Here is a 16259-nt window from a genome sequence, read left to right as displayed (position 1 = left end):
GACCCAGGGAGCACCCGTGTTCGGCACCGGCGTGAGCGATCTGACCGTCTACGACTGGCCCGCCGCCGACGGCCTGCGCGGCGGCTCGCCGCACCTGCACACCCTGTGTGCCGAGGCCTACGCCGTGGTGGCCGGTTCCGGCAGCGTGCAGACCCTGACCTGGGACGGTTACCAGGAGACGGCGCTGGCCCCCGGCTCCGTCGTCTGGTTCACCCCGGGCACCGTCCATCGCCTGGTCAACGACGGTGACCTGCGCATCGTGGTCCTCATGCAGAACAGCGGCCTGCCCGAGGCCGGCGACGCCGTCCTGACCTTCCCCCCCGACGTCCTCGCCGATCCGGCCGGCTACGCCGGGGCCGCGCGCTCGGCCCCGCGCGAGCGCCGCGACCTGGCCGTCGAGGGGTTCCTGCGGCTCCGCGCCGCGGGCCGCCCCGGTTTCGCCGCCTTCCTCGCGGCCGCCGCCGGCCTTGTCGGCCCCCACCTGGACGCCTTCGAGTCCCGCTGGCGCCAGGGCCCGCTGCGCGCGGCGGAGACGACGGGCGCCCGGCTGGCCGCGCTCCGCGCCGGCGACCTGGCCCACCTGCGCGAGGCGGCGGTCACCCGGATGCCCTCCGTACCCCGCGACGGCATGTGCGGCCACCTGCTGACCTATCCGGCGGACCGTCCCGATCGGGACGGGGCCTGAGGCCGGCGGCGGGCGCGGCGGACCGGCCGGGAGCGGGAACTGTCGGTGCGATCTTCTAGGCTGGCCCCATGGCACGAGCTAACGACGACGTCGCGGCCGCTCTGGAGGAGTACGCCGAGCTGTTCGCGATGACCGGCGGCGACGCGTTTCGGGTCCGCAGTTACCAGAAGGCCGCCAAGGCGATCGCGGGCTCTCCCGAGGACATCACGGCCGTGCCCGTGCGAAGCGTGCCGGGGGTGGGCGAGGCGATCGCCAAGAAGGTCGAGGAATACCTGGAGCGGGGCAGCTTCCGGCAGCTCGACGACCTGCGAGGGAAGGTTCCCCAGGGAGTGCGGCGGCTGACCCGGGTGGCCTCGCTCGGGCCGAAGAAGGCGGTCTTCCTCTACCAGGAGCTGGGCATCGACTCCCCCGAGGCCCTGGCGAAGGCCATCGGAGAGGGGCGTCTCGAGGGCGTCAGGGGCTTCGGCGCCAAGACCGTGGAAAACCTGCTCAAGGGGGTCGAGAACCTGGCGGAGAACAGCGCCAGGATGCACATCGGAGCCGCCATGGACCTGGCGGAGCGGGTCATCGCCTCGCTGCCGGGTGCCGAGCGGATCGCCTACGCCGGGTCGCTGCGCCGGATGAAGGACACCATCGGCGACGTCGACGTCCTCGCGGTCGGCCCCGAGTCGCTGATGGACGACTTCAAGGCCCAGCCCTACGTCGCGGAGGTCATCGCCTCGGGCGACAAGAAGACCTCGATCCGCACCGCCCAGGGTGTCCAGGTCGACCTGCGCCTGGTCCCCGCCGAGTCGTGGGGCGCCGCGCTGATGTACTTCACCGGTTCCAAGGAGCACACGGTGCACCTGCGGGAGATCACGGTGAAGAAGGGCTGGAAGCTGTCGGAGTACGGCCTTTTCGAGGGGGAGCGGGTGATCGCGGCCGCGACCGAGGAGGAGGTCTTCGAGGCGTTCGGCATGGAGTGGATCCCGCCGACCCTGCGCGAGGACACCGGTGAGATCGCCGCCGCGCTCGCCGGTGAGCTGCCCAGGCTGGTCACCCTGGAGGATCTGCGGGGCGACCTGCACACCCACACCGACCTGACCGACGGGATCGCCTCGCTGGAGGACATGGTCGCCGCCGCCCACGCTCGCGGCTACTCCTACTACGCGGTGACCGACCACGCGCCCGACCTGGCGATGCAGCGGATGACGCTGGAGGCGGCCCTGGAGCAGCGCGAGCGGCTGCACCGGCTGCAGGAGAGATATCCGAAGATGCGGCTGCTGCACGGCAGCGAGCTGAACATCGCCCCCGACGGCTCGGTCGACTGGCCGGCCGAGGTGCTGGCGGGCTTCGACGTGTGCGTGGCCAGCGTCCACTCGCACTTCACCCAGTCACGCGAGGAGATGACCCGGCGCCTCGTCACCGCGTGCGAGAACCCCCACGTGCACATCATCGGCCACCCGACCACCCGCAGGATCGGCGCCCGGGGGCCGGTGGACGCCGACTGGGACGAGGTGTTTCGCACCGCGGCCCGCACCGGCACCGCGATGGAGATCGACTCCTTCCCCGACCGCTCCGACCTCCCCTCGGACCTGGTGCGGCTGGCGCAACACCACGGCGTGAAATTCTCCATCGACAGCGACGCCCACGCGGTTCCCCATCTCGACAACCAGCGGTTCGGCATCGGTGTCGCCCAGCGCGGCTGGCTCACCGGCGACGATGTGATCAACACCTGGCCCCTGGAGCGGTTGCTGGCTTTCCTCGGTCGTTGAGGGGATGATTGAGAGCGGCAAGGACGTGGCCTCCATCATGTATTGCATAGTTTACCGGTAGGAAATAGGTGTAGAGAGGAGTGGCGCCGGATGCCGTACGAGAACCTCGACGACGAGGCCGTCTACCAGCGCACCCGAGCCGGGCAGCTGCCGCGGGAGGCCCCCGACCGGCTCCGGCTGGCCGCCGTCGGCGGCAGGACCCTCGATGACCGGGGCGGCGACAGCGGGGCCTCGAACGACGATCCGTCCGCCCCGGGGATCGTCAAGCCGCTGCCGCCGGAGCTGTTCGTCGAGCACGAGACCAATGCCGAGATGCGCTGGGACGCCATGGGCGACATCGGGTTCCACGTGCCCAACGACCGGTTCTTCGTCCGCAACCACACCTCCACCCCGATCATCGACGCGGCCACCTGGCGGCTGCGGCTGCACGGCACGGGCCTGAGCGCCCCCCGCAGTTTCGGCTACCAGGAACTACTCGCGATGCCCTCGGTGACGCGCGACGTGGCCATCGAGTGCGCGGGCAACGGACGGAGCCTCTTCACCACCCAGCAGCACCAGGAGGTCACCGGCACCCCGTGGCGGCTCGGCGGCATCGGGGTGGCCCGCTGGCGCGGGGTGCCACTGGCCACGGTATTGGAACGGTCCGGGATCACCACGGACGCCGTCGACGTCATGGCCCGCGGACTCGACCCCGCCTACGTGGCCGACGGGGTCGACTACGGCCGGGTACGCCGCCCGATCCCGGTGACCAAGGCGCTGCGGGACGTCATCCTCGCCTACGAGATGAACGGCGAGCCGCTCCCGCCCGACCACGGCCACCCCGTGCGGCTGATCGTCCCCGGCTGGATCGGCCTGGCCTCGGTCAAGTGGGTCGGCGACATCGAGGTGTCCGCCTCGCCGCTGTCCTCGCCCTGGAACACCGAGTTCTACCGGATGTTCGGCGACGCCTACCCGCCGCAGGGCGGCGCCCCGCTGACCACGCAGGGCCTCAGGAGCGCCTTCGAGCTGCCCTGGAACGCCACTCTGGTCGCCGGGCGCCCCTACCTGCTGCGCGGGCGGTCCTGGTCGGGCAACGGCCGGATCGCCGACGTGGAGGTGAGCCTGGACGACGGCGCCACCTGGCAGCGCGCTCCGCTGCGCGGACCGCACGTGGCATCCACCTGGACCCGCTGGCAGGTCACCTGGAAACCCGCGCAGACCGGCCGGCACTTCCTGCTCGCCCGCGCCACCGACGAGACCGGCGCGGTCCAGCCGTCGCACACCACGCACAACGACTTCGGCTACCTCTTCGACGCCGTCGTCCGCCACCCCGTGACCGTCGTGAGCGGGTGACCGGGGCCCCGCCCAGCCGAACGGCCCGGCCCACGGCTCCGGATGCCCGCACCCGAGTATCACCTTCGGAAAGAATCGCCGGGACACCTCCATCCGACAGGCGTGACTACCGAGCGAAATGGGAATGTTACCGAGCGCGATGATCGGCTGGGCCTCCAGACCTCGCCGGAAAGACATCCGAGGTCCCACGGAGGAAACGAGAGGGAAACGTGCCGACCTGATGATGGCAATACGTGTTCTCCCATCTTCCGCCAGGAGGCTCGACCGATGCGCCAGCTGACCGCGCTCGACGCGCAGTTCCTTCACGCAGAATCGGCGACCACGGCGGCCCACGTCGCAGGGCTTGCCATCCTCGACCCCGCCTGTTCCCGGGCCGGGGCCCTCACCCGCGAGTGCCTGATCGGGCTGCTCCACGAGCGGGTGCACCTGGCCCCGGCGCTGAGGCTCCGCCTGGCCACCGTGCCGTTCGACCTCGACCGGCCGTACTGGACGGAAGACCCCGATCTCGACGTCGCCGGCCACGTCCACGAGGTGACCCTGGCCGCGCCGGGCGACGACGCCCAACTCGCCGAGGAGGTGGCCCGGATCCACGAGCGGCGCCTCGACCGGGGCCGCCCGCTCTGGGAGATGCATCTCATCCAGGGACTGACCGGCGGCCGGGTCGCCCTGTACGCCAAGGTCCACCACTGCGCCATCGACGGGGTCTCGGGAGCGGAGACACTCGCCGCGCTGCTGGATCTGACGCCCGAGCCCCGCGTCGTCGAGCGGCCCGCGCCCACGCCACGGACCACCGCCCCCGGCCTGGCGGGCATGCTCGCCGGGGCCGTGGCCAGGTCGGTGATGCAGCCCGCCAGAACGCTGTACTCGCTGGGTCGCATGGCGACCGAACTCGACACGATGCCACTGGCCTCGGCGCTGCCGGGCGCCCGGCAGGTGGCCGCCGCCACCCGGATGATCACCGGGAGGGTGCGGGAGTTGCCGGAGCTGCCCGTGCTGACGGCGCCGCGCACACCGTTCAACGGCCCGATCGGCCCCGAGCGGCGCTTCTCCTACGGGTCGATCCCGCTGGCGGACGTCAAACGGGTGGCCAGGAGCTCGGGGGCCAGCGTCAACGACGTGGTCATGACGCTGTGCGCCTCGGCGCTGCGCGCCTGGCTACGTGAGCGCGACGCGCTGCCCGACCGGCCGCTGATCGCCGCGGTCCCGGTCGCGGTCCGCACCGCGAGCGCCCAGGACGTGGTCGGCAACCAGATCTCCGTCATGGTCACCCCCATCCCGACCGACCTGGCCTGTCCCCGCGAGCGCCTGCGCGTCATGGCGCGGACGATGCACACCGCCAAGCGGCGGTTCGCCGGCTCCCCCACCGGCTGGCTGAGCGAGCTGTCGTCGATGCTGCCCGCGGCCGTCACCGCGCTGGCGACCTCCACGGTGTTCCGGCTGGCCTCGATCATGCTGCCGCCGATCAATCTGATCGTCTCGAACGTGCCGGGACCGCAGCTCCCGCTGTACCTGTGCGGGGCCAGGGTGCTCGCCTACCACCCCATGTCCGTGCTGACCGACGTGAGCGGCGGGGTCAACATCACCTGCTTCTCCTACGACGGCTCGCTCGACTTCGGCATCCTGTCCTGCCCGGACCGGGTGGCCGACGTGTGGCGGCTCATGGGCCACCTGCAGGAGGCCATGGACGAGCTGATGGAGCAGATCGAGCCCGCCGGGCGGCTCAACCCGGTGGACAGCCTCCCGGCCAGGCAGATGGTGCCCGCCTGAAGGCCCCGCACCGGGGTGCGGCGGGCGATCAGCCGATCCAGACGGTCTTGGCGTCGCAGAACTCACGGATGCCGTACGCCGACGGCCCGCGCCCGTACCCGGAGCTCTTGACACCGCCGAACGGCAGTTGCGGGTAGGCGGAGACCATCCCGTTGACGTACACCATGCCGGCCTCGATCTCGGAGACGAGGCGTTCCTGCTCCGCCACGTCGCCGCTCCAGACCGCGGCGGCGAGCCCGAAGGGGGTCGCGTTGGCCAGGGCGATCGCCTCGTCGATGTCCGCGACCCGGTACAGCGCGGCCACCGGGCCGCGGACCTCCTCGTGGAACACCCGCATCTCGGAGGTGATACCGGCGATCACGGTCGGTTCGTAGAACCAGCCGGGCCGATCCGGGCTCACTCCCCCGCAGAGCACCCGGGCGCCGAGCCCCGCGGCGTTGGCGACCTGTGACTCGACGTGGTCGCGGCCCTGCCGGGTGGCGAGCGGTCCCACGTCCGTCGCCTCGTCCGCGGGGTCGCCGAGCCGCAGCGACTCCATCAGCGCCACGAACAGCCCGGCGAAGTCGTCGTAGACCTCCTCGTGCACGATGAACCGCTTGGCCGCGACGGAGGACTGGCCGTTGTTGCGCACCCGCGAGGTGACCCCGACGGCGGCGGCCTCGTCCAGGTCGGCGGAGGGCATGACGACGTAGGGGTCGGAGCCGCCCAGCTCCAGGACCGTCTTCTTGATCTCCCAGCCGGCGATCGCGGCGACCGGGCGCCCCTCCTGATCGGCCCCGGTGAGAGTGACGGCCGCCACGCGCCGATCGCGCAGCAACGGCTCGACCTGCTCGGGCTCGATCAGCAGGACCTGCGCGCATCCCTCGGGAAAACCGGCCCTGGCGAACAGCCCGCCCAGCTGCAGCGCCGTCTGCGGCACATTCGGCGCGTGCTTGAACAGGCAGACGTTGCCCGCCATCAGGGCGGGCGCGGCAGACCTGACCACCTGCCAGAGGGGGAAGTCCCACGAGGTGATCCCGAGGACGGGGCCCAGCGGCTGGTAGCGCACGTACGCCTGCCGCGCGCCCACGGCGGGCCCGTCCGCCGACTCGTCCGCGAGGAACCCCTCGGCGTGGTCGGCGAAGAAGCGCATCTCCCGCACGCACATGTCCACCTCGCAGTGGGCGGCGGCCAGCGTCTTGCCCATCTCGGTGGTCACCAGCCGTGCCAGCCGGTCCTGCTCGGCCCGGAGCAGGCCGGCGGCGGCGTGCATCCAGGCCGCCCGCTGCTTGAAGTCGACCGTCCGGTACTCGTGGAACGCGGAGGCGGCGAGTGCCACCCGCCGTTCCACCTCCTCCTCGCGGATCGGGTCGAACGTCCTGACGGTCTCGCCCGTGGCCGGGTTGATCGTCGCGATCGCCATCGGTGCCTCCCGGAGAATCGCCGTCGCTGCCTCCCGGAGAAACATCGCCGCCGGACGGCGAAGCGTTCGGGCGACCTTCCCCTCTTCCTTTATGCCCCCTTATGTCCAATATTCGTCCTCACGGCCGGCAGGAGGAGCCGGCAGGGCTCATCGGGCTCCGACAGCCTCCAGGAGCATGGGCAGCGCCCGGCGCAGCTCCCGGTTCCAGTAGGTCATGTTGTGGCGCCCCGAGTAGAAGTGGGGCTGGAAGGGAATGTCCAGCGACTGCAGGCGGCCGGCGAAGGCCAGTGTCGCCCTGTGGGCGAGCTCCTCGGTGATGTCCCCGAACAGCTCACCGTCCCCCTTGCCACCGTCGCCCGAGGCCAGGTAAAGGCGGACTCCGCGCAACCTGCCCGCCAGATGGTACGGGTCGTGCCGCTCCCACACCTCGCGATTCTCCCGCGGATCACCCCAGATCCGCTTCCAGTCGGTGCCGAAACAGCCCGCCGTGGTGCCGAGCATGACCGCCAGGTCGACCCCGGGCATGAGGATGTGCACCGCGCCACTGAAGGAGGCCGCGGCCTTGAAACCACCGGCCGCCGCATACAGCATCGCGCCCTGACCGCCCATGGAGTATCCGGCGATGGCCCGCTCCTTGCCCGCAGCGTACCTGCTCTCCAGCAGCGGAAGCAGCTCCTTGAGGTGGTAGGTCGCCCACCTGGGTGGCCCACCCTCGCCGCCGTTGTACCAGTCGGAGTAACTGCCGCACTTGCCGCCGTCGGGCATGACCACGATGACCTGATCGTTCTCCGTGAACCTCTCGACGCCGGACCTCGACCATCCCTCGTAGTCGTCGAGCCCCCCGTGGAGCAGCCAGAGCGTCGGCCAGGTCCTGCCCGCCTCCCTGGACCAGCCCTTGGGCAGCAGCAGCCGCACCCGGGTGACGTCGCCGAGGGCCGCCGAGCGCAGGGTCAGGTCCATCCGCCGGCCGCCGGACCGTTTCTCCCCGACCACCTCGACACCGTCGGGAACCCCTCCCGGCCTCCCGGACGCGTCCGGCGTGCGGGACCGCTCCGAGAGGGAAGGGCCCGGCGGGTCCGCGACGGTCCCGCGCTGGTTGGAGATCAGGGCGATCGCGGCGGCCACCGCCAGGACGAAAAGACCACCCGCGATCACAGCACCGATGAGGAGTCCGCGTAACCGTGAACCGGGCGCCATGGGAGCCTCCGACAGTCTTATTGACGCCGCACATAATAGTGCTCCGACGGCTGTCACCGATGCCCCGCACCCGCGCGATTACTCGAGAAATAGAGTTAGCCCATGAGCTTTTCTGAGCTGAACCTGTTTCCTCTCTGTCTCGGCGGCAACGTATTCGGCTGGACCGCGGACCGGAACGACTCCTTCGCAGTCCTGGACGCCTACGCCGAGGCGGGCGGCAATTTCCTCGACACCGCGGACGTCTACTCCGCATGGGCACCCGGACACATCGGCGGGGAGTCCGAGACCGTCATCGGCGAGTGGATGGCCTCCCGCCGCAACCGTGACCGGATCGTGGTGGCGACCAAGGTGGGTTCACTGAACGGCCGCACCGGGCTGTCGGCGGCCAACATCCGAGCAGCGGCCGAAGACTCGCTCCGGCGGCTGCGTACCGACTACATCGACCTGTACTGGGCCCACATCGACGACGCGACCACCCCCCTGGAGGAGACCCTCGGCGCGTTCGACGACCTGGTCACCGAGGGCAAGGTACGCAACATCGGCGCCTCGAACTACAGCGCCGAGCGGCTCACGGAGGCGCTGGAGATCTCCGAACGGGACGGCCTGGCACGGTACGGGGTGCTGCAGCAGCACTACAACCTTCTCGAACGCGACTACGAGGGGGCGCTGCGAGACGTGGTCGCCAAGGCCGGGCTGACCAGCACACCGTACTTCGGCCTGGCCCGCGGCTTCCTGACCGGCAAGTACCGGCCGGGGATCACGGTGGACAGCCCCCGCGCGGGCCAGGCGGCGCAGTATCTTCACTCCGAGCGCGGGCCGAGGGTGCTCGACGCCCTGGACAAGATCGCCGCCTCCCACGGAGCCGCCCCGGCCACCGTCGCCCTCGCCTGGCTGGCCGCCCAGCCCACGGTGGCCACGCCGATCGCCAGCGCCCGCAACGTCGAGCAGCTTCGACCACTGCTCGCGGTCGCCGACCTGACACTGTCCGAGGACGAGCTCGCCCTGCTGGACGAGGCGTCCCGCTAGAAGGACCCGGCGGGGCCCGGCCGTGGTGGGCCGGACCCCGCCGGGTACGAAAGCCGTACCGGGCCGGCGCCTAGTCGGCGCTGGGCTCCAGCTCAGGGTCGGTACCGGGCTGCCGCCGGACCTCGGTGCCCGGCTGCTGCGAGGCGGCCTGCTCGGCACCGATGCCGGTGAGCGAGCGGACCTCGATCTCCGCGTACTTACCGGCGCTGTACTCCTTGCTGAGCCGCGCGCCGACGAACCCGGCCAGGAAGCCGAGCGGGATCGAGACGATGCCGGGGTTGCTCAGCGGGAACCAGGCGAAGTTCGCATCGGGGAACAGCGCGGTGGCACTGCCGGAGACCACCGGCGAGAAGATCACCAGGACCAGCGCGGAGACCAGGCCACCGTAGATGGCCGAGACCGCGCCCGCGGTGTTGAACCGCTTCCAGAACAGGCTGTAGAGAATCGCGGGCAGGTTCCCCGAGGCCGCCACGGCGAAGGCGAGCGCGACCAGGAAGGCCACGTTCTGCCCCTGGGCGAGGATGCCGAGCCCGATGGCGACCGCGCCGATGACGAAGGCCGAGATCCGGGCGACCAGAACCTCCTCCTTGTCGGTGACGTTGCCGCGCTTGAACACATGCGCATACAGGTCGTGGGCGAAGGAGGAACTCGACGCCAGTGTCAGCCCGGCGACGACCGCCAGGATCGTGGCGAAGGCGACCGCCGCGATGACGGCCAGCAGGATCGTGCCTCCGACCTCGCCGAAGATGGTCTTACCGACCGCTTCGGCGAGCATCGGCGCCGCCGTGTTACCCGCCTTGTCCTGTGCCACGATCGCCTTGCCACCGACCAGCGCCGCCGCGCCGAAACCGAGCACCAGGGTCAGCAGATAGAAGACACCGATGATGCCGATGCCCCACAGGACGGACTTGCGAGCCTCCCGCGCGGTGGGGACCGTGTAGAAGCGGATCAGGATGTGCGGCAGGCCCGCGGTGCCGAGCACCAGCGCCAGGCCCAGGCTGATCAGGTCGATCTTGCCCGCGATGCCCTGCGCCTCGGTGCCGTACTTCAGACCCGGCTCGAGGAACGCCTGCCCCTTGTCGCTCTGCGCAGCGGCGTCGCCGAGCAGGCCGGACAGGTTGAAACCGTAGTGGCCGAGCACCAGCAGGGTGACCAGGGTGGCACCGCCCATGAGCAGCACCGCCTTGACGATCTGCACCCAGGTGGTGCCCTTCATACCGCCGACGACCACATAGACGATCATCAGGACACCCACGCCGACGATCGTGAGCGCCTTACCCGTCGGCGAGGTGACGCCGAGCAGCAGGCCGACCAGCGCGCCCGCGCCGACCATCTGGGCCAGCAGGTAAAAGATCGACACCGTGATGGTGGAGACACCCGCCGCGGTACGGACCGGGCGAGGACTCATCCGGAAGGCCAGCACGTCGGCCATGGTGAACTTGCCGGAGTTGCGCATCAACTCGGCGACCAGCAGCAGCGCCACCAGCCAGGCCACCAGGAAGCCGATCGAGTACAGGAAGCCGTCGTAGCCCGACAGGGCGATGATCCCGGCGATGCCCAGGAAGCTCGCGGCCGACATGTAGTCGCCACCGATGGCGAGGCCGTTCTGCACGCCGCTGAAAGACCGGCCACCGGCGTAGAAGTCGGTGGCGTCCTTGGTGTTGCGGCTGGCCCAGAAGGTGATCCCCAGCGTTCCCGCGACGAAGAGCAGGAACAGGATCGTGGACAGGGTCTGGTGGCTCATTCGGTCTTCCCCTCGGCCTGGTGACGGATCTCGTCAGCCAGCGGGTCGAGCTTCTTCTCGGCGAAACGGGAGTAGGCCCAGGCGATCCCGAACGTCGACACGAACTGGAGCAGACCGAAGATCAGCGCCACGTTGATGTTGCCCAGGACCTTCGTGCCCATGAAGTCACGTGCCCAGCCGGAAAGGACGACATAGAGCAGGTACCACCCGAGGAACGCCGCGGTCATCGGGAACGCCCAGGCCCGAAAACGCCTCTTCAACTCCTGGAACTGTTCACCGGCCTGAATCTCTTCGTAGACCGATGAGTCATGTTGCCTGGCGGTCACAAGACCTCCCACAGATGTGATCTGGATCACGGACAACGTAGGAGGGGACGCCACCCTTCGTGGAGACCCGCTCACGCACTCTTCGCCGAGGCGCCGCCGCGTCGCGTTCAGCTGGACGTGGCTTGCGGTGAAAGGTCTGTCTCGCGCGACGAACGGTTGCCACCGAGGAGACCCCGGCCCCGTCAGGAGGAGCGAGGCCGCCAGTCACCCCGGTCCAGGTTGAGGATCTCCGGGGTATGCAGGCGCACCATCGTACGGGCCACGTTCGGCGGGATGCGCCCCGGCGTCAGCAGCGAGACCAGCACCATGACGAGAAAGGCGATCGGCACCGTCCACGCGGCGGGCTGGGCCAGCATGGCACCCACCAGACCGGGATAAGGCCCCCCTCCGATCGTCATCAGAACCGCGCCGCAGGCCAGGCCACCACCGGCGAGCAGTCCCGCCATCGCCCCGGCGGGAGTCAGCCGCCGCCACCAAATGCCCAGCACCAGCAACGGACAGAAGGAGGAGGCCGCCACCGCGAACGCCAGGCCGACGACATCGGCGACCGGCAACGAGCGGGCCAGAACCGCCAGACCCAGCGGAACGATCACAGCGAGCACCGCCGCAGCCCGAAACGACCGCACCCCTCCCTTGAGAATGTCCTGCCCGATGACCCCGGCGACCGAGACCGTCAGCCCGGAGGAGGTCGACAGGAACGCCGCGAACGCCCCAGCCGTCACCAGCGCCGTCAGCAGATCGCCGGCCACACCGCCGATCAGCCGTCCCGGCAGCGTGAGCACCACCGTGTCACTGCCCTCCAACTCCGGGACATAGATCCTGCCCAGCGCGCCGTAGACGGCCGGCAACAGGTAGAAGGCGCCGAGCAACGACAGGACCACCAGCGTCGTACGACGGGCGGCCCGGCCGTCGGGGTTGGTGTAGAAGCGGACCAGCACGTGCGGCAACCCCATGGTGCCCAGGAACGTGGCCAGGATCAGCGAGTAGGTCGAGTAGAGACCGTACTCCCTGCCGCTGGAGAGCGGCAGCGCCCAGGTGGCCACATCCCGCTCGCTCAGCCCCGGCGCCCCCCCACTCCGCCACGCCAGCAACAAGAACACCAGCGGCACGGCCAGGGCCGTGAGCTTCAGCCAGTACTGGAAGGCCTGCACGAACGTGATCGACCGCATGCCACCCGACATCACGTTCACCGCGACCACGGCCGCCACCAGCAGACCCCCCGCCCACTCCGGGGCGCCGGTGATGGCCCGCAGGACCAGGCCCGCGCTCTGGAACTGCGGCATCAGATACAGCCAGCCGATCAGCACGACCAGCACCCCGGCCATCCGCCGCACCGCCATCGACTCCAGCCGCGCCTCGGCGAAGTCGGGCAGCGTATAGGCGCCCGAACGACGCAACGGAGCCGAGACCAGCACGAGCAACACCAGATAACCGCCCGTCCAGCCGACCGGCAGCCAGAGCATGTCCGCGCCGTAGGTGAGGATCAGCCCGGCGACACCCAGGAAGCTCGCAGCCGACAGGTACTCCCCCCCGATGGCCGAGGCGTTCCACAGCGGGGAGACCGTGCGGGAGGCGACGTAGAAGTCGGAGGTGGTCCTCGACAGCCGGATCCCGAAGGCACCGATCAGCACCGCGGCCAGCACCACCAGCACGACCGCCGTCACACCGTACGCGGTGCTCATCTGATGCCTCCCGGCATGGAGACCTCGGGCTCCTGGCCCTGGACGGGGGTCAACGGGCCCTGTCCACCAACTCGGCGAAGTGGCGCTCGTTCCGCTCCGCCTGCCGGACATAGAGCCAGGCACCGATCACGAACGCCGGATAGATCAGACCGGCCAGCACCGCCCAGGGCAACGGGATCCCCAGCAGGCGGACCGCGTGCAGCTCGGGCACCAGCAAGAACAGCAACGGCAACCCCACCACCACACACCCCAGCACCGTGCAGACGAACAGGGCCAGCCGGAACTGAGTACGGACCAGCGAGTGCATGTAGATCTCGCCCAGCCGGGTCTGCTCGTCGATCTCCCGGGTGACCGGGTAGCGGGGATGGCGGGGAGCCATGGTGCGAGGACTGGTCACCACCTCGCGCCGCGGCCGCTCGGACTCCCTGCGCGAGCGGTCGGGCTCCTTACGCGACCGCTCGGAATCCCTGCGCGACCGGTCAGTGATCCACCGGCGCGGCTCGGCCTCCTCCCTGGCCCCTGGGTCGCGGCTCACTCCGGCCTGCCCTTGCGCGCCCGGCGGACCAGGAGGTCGCGCAGCTCGCGGGTGTGACGGCGGCTGACCGGGATCTCGGTCTCACCGATGCGGACCACACACCGGCCCGAGTCGATGTGCAACTCGTCGATGTGCTTGACCGCGACCAGGTGGCTGCGGTGCACCCGGACGAAACCCGCCAACGACCAGCGCTCCTCCAACGTGGCCAGCGAGATGCGCACGAGGTGACTGCCGCCCGCGGTGTGCAGGCGGGCATAGTCACCCTGTGCCTCGACATAGCGGACCTCGGTGCTGGCCACGAACCTGGTGACACCGCCGAGCTCGACCGGGATGGTATCGGGGTCGGTACGGCCCGCACCCTCGCTCTCCGGCAGCTCCGCCGAGACGAACACCCGCCGGATGGCCTCGGCCAGCCGCTCCGGCCGCACCGGCTTGAGCAGGTAGTCCTCCGCCTTGATCTCGAAGGCGTCCACCGCGTGCTCCTCGTAGGCCGTCACGAAGACCACCCGGGGCGGGTTGGCGAACTGCGAGAGCAGACGGCCGAGCACCACCCCGTCCAGACCGCGCATCCGGATGTCGAGGAAGACCGCGTCGATCGGCCGCCCATCGGCGATCGCCCGGTCCAGAACGCGCAGCGCGGCGGCCCCGTCCCTGGCCAGGGAGACCTCTCCGATGCGGGGGTCGTCCCGGAGCAGGTAGGCCAGGTCCTCCAGCGCGGGAAGCTCGTCGTCCACCGCAAGGACACGCAGGCCGGTCACGGTCACTCCTCCAGGTCGTTCACGTGGGAATTTCTAGAGGGTGATGAATTAGACATCGCCTGTCAACTTTTTCATATTCGGGAGAAGACTCGATCCGGCATGGGCGTCCGGTCAGACCGGAGAGCCCGGTGGCCGGGCGGACGAACCGGCGGGGGTGATCCCGACGGGCGGACGGGCAGAGCGCGGAAGGAGCCCGACCGCGAGCGGAGCGGCTGATCGGGCACGGTTCAACGGACGGAGACACCCGGGTGGTACTTCGGCAGGCGGACGCTGACCTTCGTCCCCGCCCCCCTGGCCGTCTCCGCCACCAGGCCGTACTCGTCCCCGTAGACCTGGCGCAACCGCTCGTCCACATTGACCAGTCCCACTCCTCCCGCCCCCGAGCGCTCGTCGGCGTCACCGGCCAGGATGCGGCGCAGGCGATCCGGCTCCATGCCGACACCGTCGTCCTCCACGCTGATCCGGCATTCCGCCCCGGCGTCCTCGGCGACGATCGAGATGCGCCCTATCCCGGGCTTGCTCTCCAGCCCGTGCTGGACCGCGTTCTCCACCAGCGGCTGCAGGCACAGGAACGGCACCGCGACCGCGAGCACCTCCGGGGCGATGCGCAGCGTCACCTGAAGCTGGTCGCCGAAGCGGGCACGTTCCAGGGTGAGGTAACGGTCGATGGAACGCAGTTCCTCGGCCAGCGTGGTGAACTCCCCGTGCCGCCGGAAGGAGTAACGGGTGAAGTCGGCGAACTCCAGCAGCAGCTCACGGGAGCGGTCGGGGTCGGAACGGACGAAGCTGGCGATGGTCGTCAGCGAGTTGTAGATGAAGTGCGGGGAGATCTGCGCGCGCAGCGCCCGGACCTCGGCCTCCATCAGGCGTGTCCTGGACCTGTCGAGTTCGGCCAACTCCAGCTGCGAGTCGACCCAGTTCGCCACCTCATGGGCGGCCCTGACCAGCCCCGCCGAGGCGTGCCCGCCGTACGCGGCCAGGGAACCGACCACCCGCCCGTCGGTGGTCAGCGGCACCACCACGGCGAACCTGATCGGACACTCGGGAAGGTCACACCAGACGACCTCGGGGCCGAGAACCCGGGTCCGGCCCCCGGCGAGCGTCTTGGCGGCGTGGGTGAACGCCTCACGGGCGTGATGGTCGTCGCCCTCGCCGTCGTAGACCAGCAGCCTCTCCTCGTCGGTGACCGCCAGCGCCGGGGAACCCAGCAGTTCCCGCAGGTGCCGGGACGCCTTCTGCGCCCCCGCCTCGGTCAGCCCGGCCCGCAGCGGTGGCGCGGCGAGGGAGGCGGTGTGCAGGGTCTCGAACGTGGCCCGCTCGGCCGGGCTGCTGCCCAGTTCCCTGCGCCCTCGCAACACCCGCCACAGCACCAGGGCGGGTACCCCGATCAGGGCGACGACCAGCAACACGGCGATGACGGGTTCCACGCTCCGGACCTTATACGCCCAGCCCCACCCGCGCCCGGCCCATGCGGATCACACCGACCTTCCGTATCCGGTCAGAACAGCGGCAGGGTCCACTTCGTGGCGGCCTCAGGGTGCACTGAGACATCTCCATCCATATGAATGCACAACCATCCCGAACGCCTTTACACTGTAGATCAAATACCTTGGCAGGTTTCACCGAACGCCCGGACCTGTCCTTGAAAGACAATGGCATGCGCCGCTCCGGTCAGCACTTGCCGTACGACCTGCCTGCCGGGGAACGACGTGGCCCCCATGTCAACGCGCGCTCGATGGGCGAGCCGTCCTCTCGGGGGTGGCACGGAGCTCCGCCTCAAGGTCTTCGACGATCCGCTGGACAAGTGTCCGGAGCCGGCTGCGGCGCCCGGCCAGTTCTGTGGCGAACGCCCGCGCCGTCGGCCCGACCCAGACCGCCCTACCGGTGAACGAGGTGTGGGGCGGATCAAGTGCCGCCTCCAACTGCGCGGCGTGCGTCCGTACCCGCGCCAGGGCACGTTGCAGTTCCGCACGCCGGGGATTGGGAACCATGTCCTCGGGCCCGGAAACCATCCGTGCCGCCTTCCGAATCAGTCTTCCTCCGGTATGGCC

The 16259-nt window shown here is 70.1% G+C and carries 14 protein-coding genes; 5 read left to right on the top strand and 9 right to left on the bottom strand.

Features of this window, described 5'->3' with window-relative positions; all coding sequences use genetic code 11:
* Positions 1 to 16 precede the first annotated feature (16 nt).
* The 4 genes from ABT061_RS41930 (at position 17) to ABT061_RS41915 (ending at position 5538) form a co-directional block, all read left to right on the top strand.
* The gene (locus ABT061_RS41930; protein WP_350928787.1) at positions 17 to 685 is read left to right on the top strand and encodes a cupin domain-containing protein; all 669 of its coding nucleotides are present in this window, start codon (positions 17 to 19) and stop codon (positions 683 to 685) included.
* A gap of 68 nt (positions 686 to 753) precedes the next feature.
* Positions 754 to 2439: a DNA polymerase/3'-5' exonuclease PolX gene (polX, locus tag ABT061_RS41925; RefSeq protein WP_350928785.1), complete on the top strand. Its 1686-nt coding sequence runs from the start codon at positions 754 to 756 to the stop codon at positions 2437 to 2439.
* Positions 2440 to 2529: 90 nt separating this feature from the next.
* The gene (locus ABT061_RS41920; RefSeq protein WP_350928783.1) at positions 2530 to 3771 is read left to right on the top strand and encodes a sulfite oxidase; all 1242 of its coding nucleotides are present in this window, start codon (positions 2530 to 2532) and stop codon (positions 3769 to 3771) included.
* Between the two features lie 267 nt (positions 3772 to 4038).
* Positions 4039 to 5538, top strand: a complete 1500-nt coding sequence (locus ABT061_RS41915) for a WS/DGAT/MGAT family O-acyltransferase (RefSeq protein WP_350928781.1) — start codon at positions 4039 to 4041, stop codon at positions 5536 to 5538.
* A 28-nt stretch (positions 5539 to 5566) separates the two neighbouring features.
* Here ABT061_RS41915 and ABT061_RS41910 read toward each other — a convergent pair whose 3' ends face one another.
* Both ABT061_RS41910 and ABT061_RS41905 read right to left on the bottom strand, forming a co-directional pair.
* Positions 5567 to 6940, bottom strand: coding sequence for an aldehyde dehydrogenase family protein (locus tag ABT061_RS41910; protein WP_350928779.1), 1374 nt, complete (start codon positions 6938 to 6940; stop codon positions 5567 to 5569).
* A 147-nt stretch (positions 6941 to 7087) separates the two neighbouring features.
* Positions 7088 to 8137 carry an alpha/beta hydrolase gene (locus ABT061_RS41905; protein WP_350928777.1) on the bottom strand — a complete coding sequence of 350 codons (1050 nt, stop codon included), beginning with the start codon at positions 8135 to 8137 and terminating at the stop codon, positions 7088 to 7090.
* Between the two features lie 102 nt (positions 8138 to 8239).
* Here ABT061_RS41905 and ABT061_RS41900 point away from each other — a divergent pair, with 102 nt between their 5' ends.
* Entirely contained in the window at positions 8240 to 9163 is a 924-nt protein-coding gene (locus ABT061_RS41900) for an aldo/keto reductase (protein ID WP_350928775.1), read from the top strand.
* Positions 9164 to 9233: 70 nt separating this feature from the next.
* On the opposite strand, the gene ABT061_RS41895 is transcribed toward ABT061_RS41900, so the two are convergent.
* From ABT061_RS41895 to ABT061_RS41865, 7 genes are all read right to left on the bottom strand, one after another.
* Positions 9234 to 10907 carry a monocarboxylic acid transporter gene (locus tag ABT061_RS41895; protein ID WP_350928773.1) on the bottom strand — a complete coding sequence of 558 codons (1674 nt, stop codon included), beginning with the start codon at positions 10905 to 10907 and terminating at the stop codon, positions 9234 to 9236.
* A complete protein-coding gene (locus ABT061_RS41890) occupies positions 10904 to 11233 on the bottom strand; it encodes a DUF485 domain-containing protein (protein WP_030908181.1) in 330 nt (109 codons plus the stop codon). Before ABT061_RS41890 ends, ABT061_RS41895 begins: the two co-directional genes overlap by 4 nt.
* Positions 11234 to 11415: 182 nt before the next feature.
* Positions 11416 to 12915, bottom strand: coding sequence for a sodium/solute symporter (locus ABT061_RS41885; RefSeq protein ID WP_350928771.1), 1500 nt, complete (start codon positions 12913 to 12915; stop codon positions 11416 to 11418).
* A 49-nt stretch (positions 12916 to 12964) separates the two neighbouring features.
* On the bottom strand, positions 12965 to 13450 hold the full coding sequence (locus tag ABT061_RS41880; RefSeq protein WP_350928769.1) for a hypothetical protein: 486 nt from the start codon (positions 13448 to 13450) through the stop codon (positions 12965 to 12967).
* On the bottom strand, positions 13447 to 14208 hold the full coding sequence (locus ABT061_RS41875) for a LytR/AlgR family response regulator transcription factor (RefSeq protein WP_211263913.1): 762 nt from the start codon (positions 14206 to 14208) through the stop codon (positions 13447 to 13449). Before ABT061_RS41875 ends, ABT061_RS41880 begins: the two co-directional genes overlap by 4 nt.
* A gap of 227 nt (positions 14209 to 14435) precedes the next feature.
* A complete protein-coding gene (locus ABT061_RS41870) occupies positions 14436 to 15635 on the bottom strand; it encodes a sensor histidine kinase (RefSeq protein WP_350928767.1) in 1200 nt (399 codons plus the stop codon).
* A 294-nt stretch (positions 15636 to 15929) separates the two neighbouring features.
* Positions 15930 to 16220 (bottom strand): hypothetical protein, encoded by a 291-nt coding sequence (locus ABT061_RS41865; protein ID WP_350928765.1) that lies wholly within the window; start codon positions 16218 to 16220, stop codon positions 15930 to 15932.
* Positions 16221 to 16259 lie beyond the last annotated feature (39 nt).

This window comes from Streptosporangium sp. NPDC002544 (assembly GCF_040295965.1).
Lineage (GTDB): Bacteria > Actinomycetota > Actinomycetes > Streptosporangiales > Streptosporangiaceae > Streptosporangium.
The sequence above is the reverse complement of the archived record's forward strand: the minus strand, read 5'-3'. Positions and strand labels throughout refer to the sequence as shown.

What these genes read in the sequence shown, in the direction of transcription:
- polX (WP_350928785.1), top strand. Translation starts at nt 754, where the DNA reads ATGGCACGAGCTAACGACGACGTCGCGGCCGCTCTGGAGGAGTACGCC.
- ABT061_RS41920 (WP_350928783.1), top strand. Translation starts at nt 2,530, where the DNA reads ATGCCGTACGAGAACCTCGACGACGAGGCCGTCTACCAGCGCACCCGA.
- ABT061_RS41915 (WP_350928781.1), top strand. Translation starts at nt 4,039, where the DNA reads ATGCGCCAGCTGACCGCGCTCGACGCGCAGTTCCTTCACGCAGAATCG.
- ABT061_RS41910 (WP_350928779.1), bottom strand. Translation starts at nt 6,940, where the DNA reads ATGGCGATCGCGACGATCAACCCGGCCACGGGCGAGACCGTCAGGACG.
- ABT061_RS41905 (WP_350928777.1), bottom strand. Translation starts at nt 8,137, where the DNA reads ATGGCGCCCGGTTCACGGTTACGCGGACTCCTCATCGGTGCTGTGATC.
- ABT061_RS41900 (WP_350928775.1), top strand. Translation starts at nt 8,240, where the DNA reads ATGAGCTTTTCTGAGCTGAACCTGTTTCCTCTCTGTCTCGGCGGCAAC.
- ABT061_RS41895 (WP_350928773.1), bottom strand. Translation starts at nt 10,907, where the DNA reads ATGAGCCACCAGACCCTGTCCACGATCCTGTTCCTGCTCTTCGTCGCG.
- ABT061_RS41885 (WP_350928771.1), bottom strand. Translation starts at nt 12,915, where the DNA reads ATGAGCACCGCGTACGGTGTGACGGCGGTCGTGCTGGTGGTGCTGGCC.
- ABT061_RS41865 (WP_350928765.1), bottom strand. Translation starts at nt 16,220, where the DNA reads ATGGTTTCCGGGCCCGAGGACATGGTTCCCAATCCCCGGCGTGCGGAA.